This is a genomic window from Weizmannia sp. CD-2023, from assembly GCF_036225245.1.
Taxonomy (GTDB): domain Bacteria; phylum Bacillota; class Bacilli; order Bacillales; family Bacillaceae_C; genus Weizmannia; species Weizmannia faecalis.
In genome coordinates, this window is the sequence record NZ_JARTJQ010000029.1 from 16,429 (window position 1) to 33,317 (window position 16,889).

Genomic DNA, 16,889 nt, shown 5'->3' on the forward strand with positions numbered 1-16,889 from the left:
TCTTTTCATCCTAAAATATTCTACATTGCTCCGCAGAATCCTGCATGTTTTGCGCTTCTTCCCATAATTTTTTTGGCCCTGTCGAAATTTATTCAAATTCAGACTTGACATTTACTCATAAATAGTTTATTCCTTAAAAGCTTACTCTAAACCCGTATCATACATTTTTATCACAATTTTTTATTATAGTACACTTGCTCCATTTTGACTATAAATAAATACTGAAAAACAGAAAAAAATATGCCTCGTTTTTTTCAAAAGAAAAATTTTTAAAAAAACGGGTGGAAGCAAAGACCGTTTCAGCCTGCTTCCACCGTTTCAATTGGATTTATTTTCATCCGGCCGATGCCGCAAAAAGGCATGCGCTTCTCGAACCTTGACCGCTTTTACTTTCTCATTTCATCCATAATAATATTTGCCGTTTCTTCGACCGCTTTGTTGGTGACATCGATCACTTTGCAGCCAAGCCGCTCCGCTACCTGATTAAAATAATCCAGTTCGTATTTGATGCGTTCAATGGTCGCATAACTTGCCGAACCATCAAGCCCGAGTGTTTTCAGCCGTTCTTTCCGGATATGATTTAATGTATCAGGATCAATTTTTAAACCGATACATTTTTTGGAAGGAATACGAAAAAGTTCTTCCGGCGGATCCACTTCCGGCACAATCGGCACATTCGCAACTTTATAGCGGTGATGCGCCAGGTATTGTGAAAGCGGCGTTTTGGACGTACGGGAAACACCGATGAGGACAATATCCGCCCGGACAATGCCGCGCGGATCCCGGCCGTCATCATATTTCACCGCAAATTCGATCGCTTCCACCTTTTTAAAATAAGCTTCGTCCAATTTTCTGACGAGCCCCGGTTCATAGAGCGGCTTGGATTCATACAATTCGAGCAGCCGGTCCATGAGAGGTCCCATTAAATCGACAGCAGCAAGGCCGTGTTTTACGGCTTGGTCGTTCATGTATTTCCGCATTTCCGGCTTCACAAGCGTATAGACGATCATGCCGAAATTCATGGATGCAAGCGAAACCACTTCATCAATATGGATCGTATCTTCCACATACGGGAAGCGTTTTAATTCTGCGTCCTGGTTTTCAAACTGGCTGATGGCCGCCTTTGTGACGAGCTCCGCCGTCTCTCCGACCGAGTCTGAAACAATATAAATATGGGGTTTTGCCAAAAATGATCACTTCCTTTTTAATCGCCGTCTGCAAGTTCAACGAACGCTTTCGTGATATTCGTTTTCGTTATCCGCCCGGTCACTTCAAGCCCGCTTTCTGTTTCTTTCACAACGGGCACCGAGTCAATTTGTTTTTCAATCAGTTTTTTTGCCACATCAATCAGAAGATCATCTTTTTTACAGCAGGTAATATTCGGCATTCTTGTCATAATGATATGCACCGGCAATGCCGATAGGTCTTTGTTTCCAAGGCTTGCCCGCAACAAATCTTTTCGCGACAAAACACCGATCAGATGGGATGCATTGTCGACGACATAAAGCGTGCCGACATCTTCAAGAAAAACCGTTACGATGGCATCGTACACGGACATATTCTCGTTCACCACGACCGGCAAAGACTGATAATCTTTTACGTAAATATGTTTTAAATTTTCCGTAAGAAGCTGCGTGCTCGTTTTTCCGGTATAAAAATAGCCGACGCGCGGGCGTGCATCCAAGTAACCTGCCATTGTTAAAATGGCAAGATCCGGCCGGAGTGTTGCCCTCGTTAAATTCAGCTTTTCGGCGATGTGCTCGCCTGTAATCGGCCCGTTCGTTTTGACGATCTCGAGAATCTGTTCTTGCCTTTTCGTTAATTCGATCGTAATCACCGCCTTCATTCACACAACCATGCAAGACAATAGTATAACACATTTACGGAAATCTGTCCTTATCTGCCACTATGATACATAAAAATGCCATTGATATTTTGGAAGACAGCTGCGTATACTCAGATAGCGGGTCATGATTTTTCGGCCGGGCAAAAACAGTTAAAGCAGAACCGCGGGCCGTGCGATGCATCATCCGGCCCCGGGCAGCAAGGAAAGTCCCCCTTTTTCTTCGATAGGGGGATGTCTTATGCATTGTCCGGCCCGAGCCTTTTTTCGAGCGACTCTATCTGGCTAAGAAACCGGCCGGCTTTCAGTTGCAGGCCGGTATATTCATCATAGTACATGGAAATCGCCGTTCTCAGCTCTTTTTTTGTCGAGTCTTTAACAGAAATGCTGCCGAGCCGGTTGATGTCCAGAAAATAAAAAAGCCGGAGCAGGCGGATCGCAGGCCGTGACAACGGGAGCCGGTACGGGTCGCGCGCAAAACAGCGGGGGCAAAGAAGGCCGTTTTCCCGGATGGAAAAAGCAAAGGGCCCTTCCGTGTTGCCGCATACCGCACATTTGTCCATCACCGGGTACATACCGAGTACATTCAGCATCTTCATTTCAAAGATGTCCCTGATAATTTCCGGGTCATAGCCTTCATCGATATATTCGAGCGTCCGGAGCAAAAGCTCAAATAAAGACGGATTCTTTTTTTTATCTTCGACCGCCCGGCCCAAAAGTTCCACCACATAGGCAGCATACGCCGTTTTGAAAATATCTTCGCGGATATGGCGCATCGGTGAAACGGTCTCTCCCTGTTGGAGGGTGGCAAGACCGCGCGACGGCTGAAAAAGGAAATTCCCATATGTAAAAACCTGGGAAACCGCCGCCAGTCGGCTGTTCGGCTTTTTGGCTCCGCGCGCCATAAAGCCTAGCTTCCCAAATTCTTTTGTGTAAATATGCAGGATTTTATTGGATTCGCCGTAGTCTGTATTTTTAATGACGATCCCTTCACATTTTTCAAACAACCTCTCCACCTCTTGCCCGACAGGCAGTACGGCTTATCCTTAAGTAATGGAAAAATCCGCATCTGCCGGATCTTCTTCACGTTCATACCGGTCTTGACGCCGGTCCCTTTCCAGTTCCTTAAAAAGCAGGTACGTATCAATATTGCCGGTATCCGCAAAGACTTTCCAGGTAAATTCTAACATATTCACCACGCCTTTCATGTTGTAGGTCATGAAATTTCTTTAAAAGCCTTTTATAGCTTCACCAGGGGACACGCAAACATTCGGGGTAAAAATTTACAACCAGAAGCGGGCGCCAAAATCAATATTCGTCTTCCCGGAAACCGAAATCGCGCAGCTGGCTGATTTTATTCCGCCAATCTTTCTGCACTTTTACCCATAATTCCAAATAAACTTGCGACCCGAGCAAATTTTCGATATCAGCCCTTGCTCTTTTGCCAATCTCTTTCAGCATGCTTCCCTGCCTGCCGATGATAATCCCTTTTTGGGACGGCCGTTCGACAACGATCGTCGCCATCACGTGAATGACATCCTTGTTCTCTTCCCGCTCCATTTTTTCAATAACAACCGCAATCGAATGCGGCACTTCTTCTCTTGTAAGCTGCAGCGCTTTTTCGCGGATCAGTTCCGAAATGATAAAGCGTTCCGGATGGTCTGTCACCTGGTCTGCCGGATAATACTGCGGCCCTTCCGGCAAATATGCCTTGATGGTATCGAGCAGCCGGCTGACGTTGTTTCCTCCGAGTGCGGAAATCGGGACCACTTCACGGAACGGGTATAAATCTTTGTACTGTTCTATGAAGGCAAGCAAATCATCCGGATGAACGAGGTCAATTTTGTTGATGACCAAAAAAACAGGCGTGCGCACGTGTTTAAGCAGTTCGATAATGTACTCGTCCCCGCGGCCGCGTTTTTCTTCCGCATTGACCATAAATAGAATCAGGTCCACTTCTTTTAATGTATCCGTGGCTGATTTTACCATGAAATCGCCCAGCTTATGCTTCGGTTTATGGATGCCGGGTGTATCGATAAAAATCATCTGTGCGTCATCAGCTGTGTAAACGCCCTGTATCTTATTCCGTGTTGTCTGCGGCTTATCGCTCATGATGGCGATTTTTTGCCCGACCACCTGGTTGATGAAAGTGGACTTCCCGACATTCGGGCGTCCAATGATAGAAATAAAGCCTGATTTATATGTTGGTTGTTCCATGCAAATCCTCCGTTGAATAAGTGCCCGAAAGCAGCTTTACCATTGTTTCCATATCTTTTCCCCTTACCTGTATTTTACTACAAATAGACCCGAAAGTTAAAATGTATTTTTCATCACTTTTGAATATTTTAAAAGTTCGTGAAAATATTGTCGACTCGTGGTGAATTTACACTGATTTTAGCGTCACTTAGTATGCCATGGCCGTTTTCAAGTAGTGTGATTACCTTTATTTTAGCGCAACGGCCTGTGCCTTTCAAATTGCGGCATATCCATGGGAAGACCTCTCTCTTGATGTTCATTTAACGGTGTACATTTAGATAATAGAGTGTCTCCCCATTTTTTCCACTCATCTGCCCTTCGAGTAAAATTTTACACATACCAGATCTCGTATGCCGTTTCTGTACGACAGTCCGGCTGAAGCAGGGCATCTGCTTTTTTACGCCGAAATCGCGCAGGTAAGGACATTTGGGGGAGGGCCATAAAAAAGAAGCCGCATTAAAAAGCCGCTCCCTGGAATACATGCCATAATTTTGGAAGAAATACGATGCAGCCGATAATGGCCGCAAGCACGGCCCACATCAGGACTGCTGCCGCCGCTGCGTCTTTCGCAAGCTTGGCAAGCGGGTGGTATTTCTGCCCGACAGTCAGGTCAACCGCCCGCTCAATTGCTGTGTTCATCAGCTCCATTGCGATCACGCCGAAAATGGAAATTAAAATGGCGATCCATTCTGTTTTGGAAAGGGAGAAGAAAAAGCCGAGCAAACAAGCGCAAAACGCCGCCAGAAGATGAAAACGGAAATTCCGTTCCTGCCGGATGGTTGCAAACAGTCCTTCCACAGCCGGCCGGAAAGGGGTGCGGTATTTCGGGATTTTTTTATCGTTTAAGTCCATAGCGATCGAGGATCTCGTTTTGGCGCCCGAACATTTCCGTTTCATCTTCTTTTGTCATATGGTCATAGCCGAGCAGGTGAAGAAATCCGTGAACCGCCAAAAAGCCGAGTTCCCTTTCAAACGAGTGCCCGTACTCTTCGGCCTGCTCCCTTGCCCGCGGCACGGAAATAATGATATCCCCGAGTACGCGCGGTATTTCTGCACCAGTAATTTCGATCTCCCCTTCCCCCATTTCTTCAAGCGCGAACGAAATGACATCGGTCGGCTGGTCTTTGCCGCGGTAATCGCGGTTGATTTCGCGGATCCCTTCATTATCCGTAAACGTTACCGACAACTCGGTGCCGTCCTCCACCCCTTCCTGACGGGCAGCATAATCGAGCAATGTCCGGACAAGCTCGAGATGCTCCGCTTCAAGCTCATTTGTTTCATCCATCATATCGAGTGATAATGTCATGTCAGCCATCCTTTTTCTTATTTTTACGGGATCCTTATTTCGGATACTGGATCCTTGAATGAAAGATGCCGTTAAGCGTCTCGCAAAGCGTGCGTTTAACGGTCTCCAGTTCTTTCAAAGTAATGTCACATTCATTAAATTGCCCATCCATGATCCGCCCTTGCACAATATTGCCGACTAAATTTTGAATATCATCGGGCGTCGGATGGTTCATGGACCGGACAGCCGCTTCCACGCTGTCCGCAATATTGATGACAGCCGCTTCTTTCGTCTGCGGCTTTGGACCTGGGTAACGGAACGCTTCTTCTTTTACATCCGGGTTTTGCGCTTTTGCCTTATGGTAAAAATACTGCAGCAAAGTCGTGCCGTGATGTTGTTCGGCAATATCCGAAAAGGCTTTCGGCAGCTTATATTTTTTCAATGTTTCCGACCCGTCTTTCGCATGGGCAATAATAATGTCCCTGCTTGTTTCAGGCGAAAGGCGGTCATGCGGATTCGGGACGTTCAGCTGGTTTTCGATAAAAAATGCGGGCCGTTTTGTTTTCCCGATATCATGATAATAACTGCCGACCCTGGCAAGGAGGCCGTTCGCCCCGATCGCTTCACAAGCCGCTTCGGCAAGATTGGCAACCATCAGGCTATGGTGATACGTGCCCGGTGCTTCCGTTAAAATCTTTTTCAAAAGCGGGTGGTTCGGATTGGACAGCTCCACAAGGCGGATCGGCGACAAAATGCCGAACGCTGCTTCAAAAAACGGCTGCAGCCCCATCACGAACACAGCGGACAAAATGCCGGAAAGAAACGCAAATAAAAGGGTATATAAAAAGTCCGCTTTTACGATTTGGCCGGCATTCAAAAAATAGATGACACAGACGGCAAGCACATTCAATAGCGCTGCAAAAATCCCGGTTTGAAACAACCGGGTGCGCTCCGGCCGTTTCGGTAAAAGCAAAATGCCCCCTGTCCCTGTAATAAGCGCGTATACAACCATCTCGGCGTTAAATGTATCTGCAATGTCGCCATGAAATTCGATGCTCGCACAAGCGGCAAGCAGGGCTGAAAGCAAAAATGCGGAACGGTCCCTGAGCAAAATCCGAGCGAGCAGCGGCGCCATTGCGGCCGGATAAGCGTATTCGATACCCGGAATCTCAAGATGGGTTAAAATACCCGCCAGCTTCATCAATGCCAGGGCGATGACAAGAATCAGCCCGGCCATGACAAGCCGGTTTTGCTTTTCTTCTTCCGTTGCGCGCATCCGGCTCGTATAGAGGTACAAAACGCCAGATGCAAAAAAGGCAAATAAAGCCAATCCGATATACGGCTTAACCGATCCGCTGCTTTTTAACAGCCCGAGCAGCTGGAGTTCGCGGTAAGTTTCCCGGTCGATCAGATGCCCTTCCTGGACGATAACCTGTCCCTGCAGGATTTTCACCGGTTCAACGTTATCCCTCGCCTGCTGCCTTCTTTTTTCCGTCAGCTTTGCATCGTACACATAATTGGGCACGATCGCATATTGACCAAGCTCGGACGCAGCATTCCGGATACCCGCTTTTAACCCCGACCTTTCGATTTGCGAGGCCACCCGGCTTTTGGCTTCAGCCGCATTGTTTTCTGTCACTTTTTGGCTAAGTGCCTCATTGACATTCGTTTCGACAATGTTTCTTGCCGCTTTCAATTCATCCGGGGTAGCGGACAAAAGCGCGCGAAAACTTGTGTCGGAAATCGAACCGGTCACATTGCCGGACACATTTTCAGACAATATTTCCTTCAATTTTGCCAGCTTCTCTTCCTGCAGCCCGCTGCTGTTTTTTCCGCCGTGTTTTTTATTTTTATATTCCGCGTTCACTTCTTCTGCAACGTCAAAAATCGAATCCATCAGCGAAACCCGGTTTTGTGCCAGGCCGCTGTCAAACGTATAGACTTTCGCAACACTGGCGGCCGCCAGCTGTTTTTCTTCTTTTGTTTTTTCATCATCGACGATCGTTTTTGGAGAACGGATCGTATTGTTCGCAACTGAAAATAACTTAATATCATACGTCTGTGGCCTGATGTTCGGATAAAAAATGCCGAATAAAATAAGGGCCAGTAAAAACAGGATCACGAATGTAAACCATTTAAAGCTTAACATCATCCGCAACCTGCCCATTTGCCCGGGAATTTTCATTTGCTTTTCGTACACCGCCTTTTGCAATCGCTCTTAACGGTACCATCATATCAGTTTTCTGGAAAAAATGCATGGCAAAACAACCCGGGTGCCACGGCCCGGGTTATGCGTTTTGATAAGCTTCGATAATTTTCGCAACAAGCGGGTGGCGAACGACATCACTTTCTTCCAGATAGACGAATGAAATGCCGCGGACTTTCTCCAGTACTCTTTCAGCCGTCAAAAGGCCGGATTCCGCGCCTTTTGGCAGGTCAATCTGCGTTCTGTCCCCTGTAATCACCATTTTAGAGTGAAAACCGAGGCGCGTTAGAAACATTTTCATTTGTGCCTGTGTCGTATTCTGCGCTTCATCGAGAATGACGAACGCATCATCAAGCGTGCGCCCGCGCATATAGGCAAGCGGGGCAATTTCGATTGTTTCCCTTTCAATCAGGCGCTGTGTATGCTCCGCGCCGAGCACATCGTTTAATGCATCATAGAGCGGGCGCAAATACGGATCGACTTTTTCCTTCAAATCCCCCGGCAAAAACCCGAGGCTTTCCCCCGCTTCAACAGCCGGGCGGGTTAAAATAATCCGTTTTACTTCGCCATTTTTTAAAGCATTTACCGCCATGACAACGGCCAAATACGTTTTTCCCGTTCCGGCCGGGCCGATGCCGAACACAAGGTCATGATGGCGGATTGCCTGGATATAGTCGCGCTGCCCGAATGTCTTGATCCGGATCGCTTTCCCTTTCGCATTCCGGGCAATTTCTTCTTCGTACAGGCTTGCCAAATATTCAAGATGGCCCTTTTTTTCCATTTCGACAGCGTAAAGCACATCGCGCCCGCTGATCGGGATGCCTTTTTTAATCAAACCAAGCAGTTCGGACATGACGGCGATCACCCTTTGTGCCGCATCTTCTTTGCCGCTTGCCTGGATCGTTTCGCCGCGGGTGAGGATGTGGACCCCGTAGGCATCCTCAAGCATTTTCAAATGATGGTCGGAAATGCCGAATAAAAGCACTGCTTCGTTTGTATTCTCCAATTGAAGTTTTGCCGTACTTTCTTCTGTCATTCTAAGTCTCCTTGAGCAATTGGTTTTGCGATTGCGATATTTTCTACTACTTCATAATAAATCATCATTTTTAATGTACCATTGCGGACATGTTCTTGCAAAACATATTCATCCGTAACGGTTGCTTCTTTTGGCAGTTTTTTGTGCAAATCCTGCCTTGCTAATTTTTTTGCTTCTGCTTCGGCCTCTTTTTTGGTATAATTTCTGTCCCGCTCTTCTTTCTCACGGACCGTTTCCCTAATAAAGCGGATCGGCAATGTCCATTTTAAAAACTTGACTTTTTCTGCTTCTTCCGATGTCCGGTACTGTTTAAAACGGGGGTTCCGGAAGCCCCATACGTGCAGCTTCATCGACCCGATTCCAATATAATATTTTTGGGCTGCATTGCCGGTGTAGACTTGAAAACGAGAGGAAAGCGGAAGTTCAACCGCCGTTTTATACCACGTTTTTCCGTATACTTTCCCTTTGGCTGCCACAGGGTATTTTTCTTTATCATTCCCAATGACACCGGAAACAAGCAGCTGGCCTTTTTTCACATACTGGTTAATTTTTACAACCGGCTTACCTTTTTCAACAAACATATTTTCCACCACTGCTTTCTGTGAAGCGACAAGATGCTGTGGGCCCGGATGTTTCACCGGTTCCGGCATGTTTTTCTCCACAACGGTAAAATGATAGGTTGTCCCGCGCAGCTCCACGCCGACCCATGTCACGTCCGGAAGATTGTTTGTCAGCTTGCGCTGGATGGTTTCAATATCATCGAGAAAAAACTGTGAATGCCCTGTTTGAATACCCAGTTTGTCCAATTGTTTGCGGATTTCGTGCTCGGTTTTTGGTGTTGCACCTTTGATCTCCACGCCCCAAACCATGTTGGAAAGCACCGTGATCACGGCAAGAAAGAGAAAAAAACCGAACAGGAATCCGGCGTTTTTCAGCGTCCTTTTCCATAAAAAAGGAACGCCGCGCCCCCTTAAAAAGCGGACATGCAAATCTTGTCCCCTTACTGCTTTTCTGAGCTGGTGAATGTCTGAAAGGCGCAATTCGAACGTGACGGCCATAGTGCCCTGCCGCCTGACATTCCAAACAGCGAGGCCGGCCCTTGTCAGCTGGTTGATAAAACGTTCGATCCCTTTTCCCTCAATTTTTACAGCCACCGACCCCTGTAAAAAAGTTACCCAATGATTTTTCAACCATAGCCACCCCTATCCGTTCAAATACAACACTTCATCTATTTTGCCTTCCAGTAAAATTTCTTCGGGCAAGATCGTTTTGATGACAAAAGACCGGCCTTTGATTAACAGCTGCCCGTTTTTTAAAAGCAGCCGGACTTCTTTATCGGAAAAAGTCAAAAGGCCGCGGTGGTTCTCAACATAAATATGGATTTGACCGATCATCGTGATTCTCGGAAGGTCCATCATGACATCCTGCGGAAGGTCCATTTTTTGTAACATCCAGTTTTGCAAATGCTGCCGCCATTTTTTTGCCATAAAAAGAACCCCCTTTCATCTCATATTTATGAAACAAAAAAGGGGTTCATCACTTTATTTGCAGTTTTTTTGTCCGAAACGTCCAGGGCCGTTTGGAAACCCTCGTTTCCTGCTCAAGGATACGGCAAAGAGGCGCAAAAAACATAGCGAAAAGCCGGAAATCATAATGATTTCCGGCTTATATGAGAAAGGTCAGGATAATTGCTGCTGCACAATATTTCTCACAACCGTACCGTCAGCTCTGCCTTTTACTTTTGGCATGACGGCTCCCATGACTTTTCCGAAATCAGCTTTTGACCCGGCATGCACTTCTTCAATGGTCTGCCGGACAATTTCACGCACTTCGTCTTCAGAAAGCTGCTCCGGCAAATATGCGTTCACATATGCCAATTCGTTTTGGACTTTTTCAACAAGGTCACTGCGACCTGCATTTTTAAATTCTTGGAGGGAGTCTTTCCGTTGCTTTACTTCGCGAGAAAGGACTGTTAACTCTTCATCATTCGTCAAACCGTCTTTTCCGAGCCTGATCGCTTCGTTTTGAACAGCTGCCTTAAGCATACGAATTACGGAGAGTCTTTCTTTATCTTTGTTCTTCATCGCTTGCTTCATATCGCTATTTAAACGCTCGAGAAGACTCATCATTCCACCCTCTCTTACCACTTACGTTTTTTAGCAGCTTTTCTAGCAGCTTCTGATTTCTTTTTGCGTCTTACGCTTGGTTTTTCGTAAAATTCGCGCTTTCTATATTCCTGTAAAGTTCCGGTTTTCGAAACAGTACGTTTAAAGCGGCGAAGCGCATCATCAAGCGACTCGTTTTTTCGAACGACAGTTTTAGACATTTCTTTCCCTCCCTCCGAACACAAACGGTTACATGTCAGGTTGAGCAACCCGTGCACTTTATTATTATATAATATCCTCCATAACCGGTCAACATTTGCGCCTTGTCTTTCGTGATTTGGCTTTTGCTTATTTGCCCCGCCTGTTCCTCCTTTTGGTATAATAGAGATCAAAGATGGCATGGAAACGATTGGAGGGAGACGATGGAACAACAGGAGACGCTACATATCATTGTTTCAGGAAGGGTGCAGGGCGTCGGCTTCCGCTACCACACCCAATTTTTGGCAAAACAATACAATATATGCGGGTGGGTCCGCAACAAAGACGATGGCACTGTCGAAGTGATGGCGCAAGGCGAGAAAAAAGAGATGGAACAATTTATCCGCGGGCTGAAAAAAGGGCCGTCGCGCTTTGCAAAAGTAACCGGAATGGATATTGACTATTTACAGCAACAAGAACAGTACCGTGATTTTCGTGTGTTGTATTAAATGAATTCCCAAATAAAAAGGCATGTTCCTTCTCCCCTTTCCATATGATCATACGGGGGGAAGGACATGCTTTATTTACTTTCATTTCTTTTGTTAACGGTGACGTTTTTATTCGGCATTCACCGGCTGCGGACCGGGCTGTTTGCCTTATCCGGCGGCCATGCCGGAAACATGCTGAAAAAACTGGCAGGCCGGCCGCTGTCCGCGATGCTGTTCGGGATGGTTTTGACGGCGCTTTTACAAAGCAGCTCCGCCGTGATGGTCATCACTGTCGGGCTCGTTTCTGCCGGAATGCTGACGTTTTCGCAATCGATCGGAATCATTTTGGGCACAAATATTGGCACGACTTTCACACTTGAATTGCTGACATTTGACTTCTCCTCTTTGAGCCTGCCTTTTTTGGGGGCAGGGGCAGTTTTCTATTTTTTCGGAAAAGGCCGCGTCAAAAGCGCCGGGATGATTCTGTTCGGCCTCTCGCTTGTGTTCGGGGCGATGCGCGGATTTGAGCAGCTTGCCGTGCCGGTATCAAAAACCGCTTTTGTCCAGCATTTGTTTACCGTTTTAAATACCCACCTCTTGTCCGCTTTCTTACTCGGAATCTTGCTTTCTGCAGCGATCCAGTCTAGCACCGTGACGATCGGGATGGCGATGGGTTTTCTTGCAGCCGGGGTATTCCCGCTTGAAACCGGGATTAGCATCATGCTCGGGGCCAATATTGGGACATGTATCACCGGTCTTCTGGCAAGCATCGGGGCCGGAGAGGAAGCAAGGCTGACGGCATTTACCCATGTCTGGCTGAATGCCGGAGGGGCGCTTGTGTTTTTGCCTTTCCTCCATGTGCTCGCGGACACCTGCCGGATGCTGTCGGCTAATCCGGAACAGCAGCTTGCCCATGCAAGCCTATTGTTTAATCTTCTATCCTCACTGGCTGTTTTGCCCTTTTCCGAAAGATTTGGCCGGTTTATCATCGCTTTTCATGGAAAAAAATAAACAACCGGGCCCAAAGCCCGGTTGTTTTTGCCATATGCTTTAAAGGATGGGCATTTTATCCGAAAGCTGCCCCGGCCTCTTAAACGCCATTCTGTTTGTGGGGGGCTGCCTTTATATCGGGCACGCCTTTTCGGGCAAACAGGCCCATCTTGTTTTTCGTTACATGGCTTCGTTTACGGCCGGCATGACATCGTCCATCACTCTGACGAACTGTGCTTCATTATAAGGATACCCGGCTTTTGTAATTTTCACTTTGACGAGTTTTCCAACCATATCCGGGGTGGCCGGGAAAACGACTTTCAGGTAATTATCTGTATAGCCTTCGTACAGCCCGCTTTCCGGATCTTCTTTGAACGGCTCTTCCGGAATGACTTCAAGCACCTCGTTTTCAAATTGGGATGCATATTCTTTTGCCAGCTGGTCGCTTAATGCAATCATGCGATGGACACGTTCATTTTTGATTTCTTCATCAATCTGGTCCTTCATTCTGGCAGCAGGCGTGCCTGTCCTAGGCGAGTACGGGAAAACATGGAGTTCCGCAAACCGGTGTTCTTTTATGAAATTGTATGTTTCCATAAACTCTTCTTCCGTTTCACCCGGGAAGCCGACGATGACATCAGAAGTCAGTGCAAGACCCGGCAATGCTTCTTTCAATTTGGTAATCCGTTCCGCGAACTGGTCCATCGTATATTTTCGGCGCATTCTTTTCAGCACCGTGTCAGAACCGGACTGGATCGGAACATGCATATGGCGGACAACGACTTTCGAATGTTTAATCACGTCAATCACTTCATCCGTCAGCTGGCTGGCTTCAATGGACGAAATGCGGACGCGTTTCAGCCCCTGCACTTTTTCCTCCAGGTCCTTTAGCAGCATTGCAAGATTGTAATCTTTTAAGTCCTGGCCGTAGCCGCCCGTATGAATGCCGGTTAAAACCAGTTCTTTATAGCCTGCATTGACAAGCTTTTGGGCTTGCGCGATGACCTTTTCGGGATCTCTTGACCGCATCAGGCCGCGTGCCCACGGGATGATGCAAAATGTGCAGAAATTGTTGCAGCCTTCCTGGATTTTCAAGGAAGCCCGGTGCCGGTCGGTAAAATACGGCACTTCCATTTCTTCATACACACGGTTTTTCATAATATTTTTCACAGCATTGACCGGTTTGCGCTCTTTCAGGTACTGTTCAATATACCCAAGCATTTTGGTACGGTCCTGTGTGCCGACAACGACATCGACACCGGGAATTTCGAGGATCTCGCCCGGCGAGGTTTGCGCATAACAGCCGGTCACGCAAACGACGGCGTCCGGGTTTTGTCGGACTGCCCGGCGGATGATCTGACGGCTCTTTTTGTCTCCTGTATTGGTGACCGTACAGGTATTGATCACGTAGACATCGGCATTCGTTTCAAAGTCGGTTCTTTCATAGCCCGCTTTTTTAAACAGCTGCCACATGGCTTCCGTCTCATAATGGTTCACTTTGCATCCTAATGTATGGAATGCTACGGTTGACATCCTCTTCACCTCATTAATTCAAAATGGTAACTTATGGCAGAAAGTACATATAAAGGCGCCGTCTCCGCCCGCAAAATGCGCGGACCTAAGCCGCAGGATACAAATCCGGCTGCTTCAAGCTTTTTGATTTCATCAAGGGACAGGCCCCCTTCCGGCCCGAAAACGGCCAGTACATTGCCGCCTTCCGACATGTTTGACAACATTTCCGCAAACCGGTGCTGTTCCCCTTCTTTTGCATTTTCTTCAAAAGCAACCAGCTTATATTGATATGTATGGCTTTCTTCGATCAGCTGCTGGAAAGAAACAGGGGGGCTGACTTTAGGCAAGTGGCTGCGGTGCGACTGTTCTGCGGCTTCCCGGGCAATCTTTTGCCAGCGTTCGCGTTTTTTTGCTTCTTTCTTTGTGTCCCATTTTACAACGGATCTTTCTGCAAGGAAAGGCAAAAATTGAAAGGCGCCGAGCTCTGTTCCCTTTTGGATGATCCATTCCAGTTTATCCGCTTTCGGGAGTCCGCATGATACCGTCACATGGACCGGAAGCTCTTTTACAGCGGTTTCCCATCCGGTAATCCGGGCCACAACGGCATCACCTGTAATCTCCCCGATTTCACAAATGCACACCTTTTCATCTGAAAATACACCATAGAAGCGGCTTCCGACGGACATTCTCATGACGCGCGCGATATGATGGTAATTTTCGCCACTCAGGCGGATTTCCTGCTCACCGCGATACGGCCGATCCAAAAAATAACGCTGCATGGCCAATCACCCGCGCTTTGCGATGAGCGCAACCCAGTCTTCCATGACCATCGTTTCTTCAATGATGAAGCCGGCAGAAGTGAGTGCGTCCACGACAAGGTCCTTTTTTTGCCGGATAATTCCGGAAGCAATAAAATGGCCGCCCGGTTTGACATGTCCGAATGCGTCTTCAGCAAAACGGGCGATCACTTCAGCAAGAATATTGGCCACCATCACATCGGCTTGTTCGTTTACGCCCTTCAACAGATCATTTTGTTTGACGGTTACCCGGTTTTGGACTTTATTGAGTTTCACATTGAGCGTAGCCGCCCGAACCGCCACCTCGTCCAGATCAAGTGCAAGCACCCGCTCTGCTCCAAGCATGGCGCTGGCAATGCTTAACACGCCGGAACCGGTGCCGACATCCATCACCGAGTCGCCCGGTTTTACCGTTCGTTCCAATGCCTGAATGCACATGACCGTGGTCGGATGGGTGCCGGTGCCGAACGCCATGCCGGGGTCCAGTTCAATGATCAGCTCATCGCTTGATACCGGCTCATAATTTTCCCACGTCGGCACAATCGTAAATTTTTCGGATATTTTCACGGGATTGTAGTATTTTTTCCATGCCGTTGCCCATTCTTCTTCATGCACTTCGCTGATCGTCACCTTGTTCGGGCCGATATCAATATCAAAAGTGGTCAGATTGGTAATCGCCTGTTTAATTTCCTCGACAGTTTCACCTAAAAAGCTGTTCACAGGCAGATAGGCTTTAATGATGACCCCTTCTTCCGGAAAATCGTCCGGATCCAGTTCATAAATTTCACCGTACTGGTCGTCGTGCTCTTTCAGCAGCTCATCCGAGTCCTCGATCACAATCCCGCCGGCGCCCGCTTCATATAAAATATTCGAAATCGGCTCCACCGCTTCATTCGTGGTGTGAATCATAATTTCCGACCATTTCATGAACGCCTCACTCCATTCCTGTTTAGTCCCCTTTAAATGCCCGTTTCATTTTGTCAAAAAAATTGCTGCTTTGTTCATCCGGGACCTCTCCGCTCACTTCGGCGAATTCACGCAATAGTTGTTTTTGCCGTTCGGTGAGCTTCGTCGGGGTTACAATTCTCGTGATGACATGCTGGTCGCCGGTGCCGTGCCCATGGACATTCGGCACGCCTTTCCCGCGCAGCCTGAATTTCGTGCCGGATTGTGTGCCGGCCGGAATTTTTAATTTAACTTTCCCGTGCAACGTCGGCACTTCGATTTCGTCGCCTAAAGCAGCCTGGGTAAAAGCAATCGGGATTTCGCAGTAGATGTCATCGCCGTCCCGTTCGAACAGTTCATGCGGCCGGACATGGAAAATAATGTACAGGTCACCGGCCGGTCCGCCGTTTATACCCGGTTCGCCCTGGCCTGCAACGCGGAGCTGCTGCCCGTCGTCGATGCCGGCCGGAATTTTGACATGAATTTTGCGGCGCTTTTTCACTTTTCCGGTACCACCGCAAGTTTTGCATTTGTCTGTAATGATCTTGCCTGTACCGCCGCAGTAATGGCATACCCTGCGGTTCACAATCCGGCCGAACGGTGTTGATTGCTCGGTATTGAGCTGGCCGGTTCCGTGGCAGTGCGGGCATTCTTTCGGATGCGTTCCCGGTTTTGCCCCGGTTCCGTGGCAGGTGTCACAAGTTTCCTCGCGCGGAATCCGGATGTCCGTCTCTTTCCCGAAAACCGCTTCCTCAAATTCAAGCGTCATCGTATATTGCAAATCAGCCCCCTGCCTTGGCGCATTCGGGTCATTTCTTCTGCCGCCGCCAAAGAAAGTGCTGAAAATATCTTCAAAACCAAAACTGTCAAAATCCGAGCTGCTGAATCCGCCAAAACCGTTTCCGCCCCCGAAGCCCTGGTTCGGCCCTGCATGCCCGAACTGGTCATATTGAGCGCGTTTCTGGTCATCGCTCAACACTTCGTACGCTTCCTGGATTTCCTTGAATTTTTCTGCAGCATCAGGCGCTTTGTTAATATCCGGGTGGTATTTTTTGGAAAGCTTGCGGTACGCTTTTTTTATCTCGTCTTTCGATGCATCTTTCGCGACGCCCAACACTTCATAGTAATCCCGTTTACTCATTTCTTCTCACTCCCGAAACGTTCACATAAAGGTAATTGTAGCATTTGCATAAGAAAAAAGTCAAAGCCGAGAATAGACCAGACTTTG

General features: G+C 47.7%; 19 protein-coding genes. 2 read left to right on the forward strand and 17 right to left on the reverse strand.

The window, feature by feature from the left end:
- Positions 1-386 precede the first annotated feature (386 nt).
- The 13 genes from P9687_RS03915 to rpsU form a co-directional block, all read right to left on the reverse strand.
- Entirely contained in the window at positions 387-1,187 is an 801-nt protein-coding gene (locus tag P9687_RS03915) for a pyruvate, water dikinase regulatory protein (RefSeq protein WP_014097989.1), read from the reverse strand.
- Positions 1,188-1,204: 17 nt separating this feature from the next.
- Positions 1,205-1,846 carry a helix-turn-helix transcriptional regulator gene (locus tag P9687_RS03920; RefSeq protein WP_014097988.1) on the reverse strand — a complete coding sequence of 214 codons (642 nt, stop codon included), beginning with the start codon at positions 1,844-1,846 and terminating at the stop codon, positions 1,205-1,207.
- 236 nt (positions 1,847-2,082) lie between these two features.
- Complete coding sequence (gene recO / locus P9687_RS03925; RefSeq protein ID WP_017550555.1) at positions 2,083-2,850, reverse strand: DNA repair protein RecO; 768 nt, start codon at positions 2,848-2,850, stop codon at positions 2,083-2,085.
- A gap of 39 nt (positions 2,851-2,889) precedes the next feature.
- Positions 2,890-3,033, reverse strand: coding sequence for a YqzL family protein (locus P9687_RS03930; protein WP_014097986.1), 144 nt, complete (start codon positions 3,031-3,033; stop codon positions 2,890-2,892).
- Between the two features lie 118 nt (positions 3,034-3,151).
- Positions 3,152-4,060, reverse strand: coding sequence for a GTPase Era (gene era / locus P9687_RS03935; RefSeq protein WP_014097985.1), 909 nt, complete (start codon positions 4,058-4,060; stop codon positions 3,152-3,154).
- Between the two features lie 495 nt (positions 4,061-4,555).
- A complete protein-coding gene (locus tag P9687_RS03940) occupies positions 4,556-4,951 on the reverse strand; it encodes a diacylglycerol kinase family protein (protein ID WP_014097984.1) in 396 nt (131 codons plus the stop codon).
- Positions 4,935-5,405: an rRNA maturation RNase YbeY gene (gene ybeY / locus P9687_RS03945; RefSeq protein ID WP_014097983.1), complete on the reverse strand. Its 471-nt coding sequence runs from the start codon at positions 5,403-5,405 to the stop codon at positions 4,935-4,937. The genes P9687_RS03940 and ybeY overlap by 17 nt, the downstream gene beginning before the upstream one ends.
- A 34-nt stretch (positions 5,406-5,439) precedes the next feature.
- Positions 5,440-7,536, reverse strand: a complete 2,097-nt coding sequence (locus tag P9687_RS03950) for an HD family phosphohydrolase (protein WP_014097982.1) — start codon at positions 7,534-7,536, stop codon at positions 5,440-5,442.
- Between the two features lie 136 nt (positions 7,537-7,672).
- Positions 7,673-8,626: a PhoH family protein gene (locus P9687_RS03955; RefSeq protein ID WP_017550557.1), complete on the reverse strand. Its 954-nt coding sequence runs from the start codon at positions 8,624-8,626 to the stop codon at positions 7,673-7,675.
- Positions 8,623-9,816, reverse strand: coding sequence for a sporulation protein YqfD (gene yqfD, locus P9687_RS03960; protein ID WP_014097980.1), 1,194 nt, complete (start codon positions 9,814-9,816; stop codon positions 8,623-8,625). Before yqfD ends, P9687_RS03955 begins: the two co-directional genes overlap by 4 nt.
- Positions 9,817-9,828: 12 nt before the next feature.
- Positions 9,829-10,113, reverse strand: a complete 285-nt coding sequence (gene yqfC, locus P9687_RS03965; protein WP_014097979.1) for a sporulation protein YqfC — start codon at positions 10,111-10,113, stop codon at positions 9,829-9,831.
- Positions 10,114-10,305: 192 nt separating this feature from the next.
- Positions 10,306-10,752 (reverse strand): GatB/YqeY domain-containing protein, encoded by a 447-nt coding sequence (locus P9687_RS03970; RefSeq protein WP_026104524.1) that lies wholly within the window; start codon positions 10,750-10,752, stop codon positions 10,306-10,308.
- Between the two features lie 14 nt (positions 10,753-10,766).
- Positions 10,767-10,952: a 30S ribosomal protein S21 gene (rpsU, locus tag P9687_RS03975; protein WP_014097977.1), complete on the reverse strand. Its 186-nt coding sequence runs from the start codon at positions 10,950-10,952 to the stop codon at positions 10,767-10,769.
- Between the two features lie 201 nt (positions 10,953-11,153).
- Here rpsU and P9687_RS03980 point away from each other — a divergent pair, with 201 nt between their 5' ends.
- Positions 11,154-11,438, forward strand: a complete 285-nt coding sequence (locus tag P9687_RS03980) for an acylphosphatase (protein ID WP_061565566.1) — start codon at positions 11,154-11,156, stop codon at positions 11,436-11,438.
- Positions 11,439-11,504: 66 nt separating this feature from the next.
- Positions 11,505-12,428 carry a Na/Pi symporter gene (locus P9687_RS03985; protein WP_017550559.1) on the forward strand — a complete coding sequence of 308 codons (924 nt, stop codon included), beginning with the start codon at positions 11,505-11,507 and terminating at the stop codon, positions 12,426-12,428.
- A gap of 159 nt (positions 12,429-12,587) precedes the next feature.
- Here the strand turns inward: P9687_RS03985 and mtaB are convergent, their stop codons facing one another.
- Genes mtaB through dnaJ form a run of 4 tightly spaced genes read right to left on the reverse strand, consistent with a single transcriptional unit; the run spans position 12,588 to position 16,802 of the window.
- Positions 12,588-13,940 carry a tRNA (N(6)-L-threonylcarbamoyladenosine(37)-C(2))-methylthiotransferase MtaB gene (gene mtaB, locus P9687_RS03990; RefSeq protein ID WP_017550560.1) on the reverse strand — a complete coding sequence of 451 codons (1,353 nt, stop codon included), beginning with the start codon at positions 13,938-13,940 and terminating at the stop codon, positions 12,588-12,590.
- Between the two features lie 5 nt (positions 13,941-13,945).
- A complete protein-coding gene (locus P9687_RS03995; protein WP_017550561.1) occupies positions 13,946-14,698 on the reverse strand; it encodes a 16S rRNA (uracil(1498)-N(3))-methyltransferase in 753 nt (250 codons plus the stop codon).
- A 6-nt stretch (positions 14,699-14,704) separates the two neighbouring features.
- Positions 14,705-15,643, reverse strand: coding sequence for a 50S ribosomal protein L11 methyltransferase (gene prmA / locus P9687_RS04000; protein WP_014097972.1), 939 nt, complete (start codon positions 15,641-15,643; stop codon positions 14,705-14,707).
- Positions 15,644-15,665: 22 nt separating this feature from the next.
- Positions 15,666-16,802 carry a molecular chaperone DnaJ gene (gene dnaJ / locus P9687_RS04005; RefSeq protein WP_061565565.1) on the reverse strand — a complete coding sequence of 379 codons (1,137 nt, stop codon included), beginning with the start codon at positions 16,800-16,802 and terminating at the stop codon, positions 15,666-15,668.
- Positions 16,803-16,889 lie beyond the last annotated feature (87 nt).

Excerpts from the sequence above, each read along its gene's own strand:
- P9687_RS03940 (WP_014097984.1), bottom strand. The coding sequence starts at position 4,951 with ATGGACTTAAACGATAAAAAAATCCCGAAATACCGCACCCCTTTCCGG.
- yqfC (WP_014097979.1), bottom strand. The coding sequence starts at position 10,113 with ATGGCAAAAAAATGGCGGCAGCATTTGCAAAACTGGATGTTACAAAAA.
- rpsU (WP_014097977.1), bottom strand. The coding sequence starts at position 10,952 with ATGTCTAAAACTGTCGTTCGAAAAAACGAGTCGCTTGATGATGCGCTT.
- ybeY (WP_014097983.1), bottom strand. The coding sequence starts at position 5,405 with ATGACATTATCACTCGATATGATGGATGAAACAAATGAGCTTGAAGCG.
- P9687_RS03950 (WP_014097982.1), bottom strand. The coding sequence starts at position 7,536 with ATGATGTTAAGCTTTAAATGGTTTACATTCGTGATCCTGTTTTTACTG.
- mtaB (WP_017550560.1), bottom strand. The coding sequence starts at position 13,940 with ATGTCAACCGTAGCATTCCATACATTAGGATGCAAAGTGAACCATTAT.
- P9687_RS03985 (WP_017550559.1), top strand. The coding sequence starts at position 11,505 with ATGCTTTATTTACTTTCATTTCTTTTGTTAACGGTGACGTTTTTATTC.
- P9687_RS03920 (WP_014097988.1), bottom strand. The coding sequence starts at position 1,846 with ATGAAGGCGGTGATTACGATCGAATTAACGAAAAGGCAAGAACAGATT.
- P9687_RS03995 (WP_017550561.1), bottom strand. The coding sequence starts at position 14,698 with ATGCAGCGTTATTTTTTGGATCGGCCGTATCGCGGTGAGCAGGAAATC.
- dnaJ (WP_061565565.1), bottom strand. The coding sequence starts at position 16,802 with ATGAGTAAACGGGATTACTATGAAGTGTTGGGCGTCGCGAAAGATGCA.
- era (WP_014097985.1), bottom strand. The coding sequence starts at position 4,060 with ATGGAACAACCAACATATAAATCAGGCTTTATTTCTATCATTGGACGC.
- P9687_RS03930 (WP_014097986.1), bottom strand. The coding sequence starts at position 3,033 with ATGTTAGAATTTACCTGGAAAGTCTTTGCGGATACCGGCAATATTGAT.
- P9687_RS03955 (WP_017550557.1), bottom strand. The coding sequence starts at position 8,626 with ATGACAGAAGAAAGTACGGCAAAACTTCAATTGGAGAATACAAACGAA.
- P9687_RS03970 (WP_026104524.1), bottom strand. The coding sequence starts at position 10,752 with ATGAGTCTTCTCGAGCGTTTAAATAGCGATATGAAGCAAGCGATGAAG.
- P9687_RS03980 (WP_061565566.1), top strand. The coding sequence starts at position 11,154 with ATGGAACAACAGGAGACGCTACATATCATTGTTTCAGGAAGGGTGCAG.
- prmA (WP_014097972.1), bottom strand. The coding sequence starts at position 15,643 with ATGAAATGGTCGGAAATTATGATTCACACCACGAATGAAGCGGTGGAG.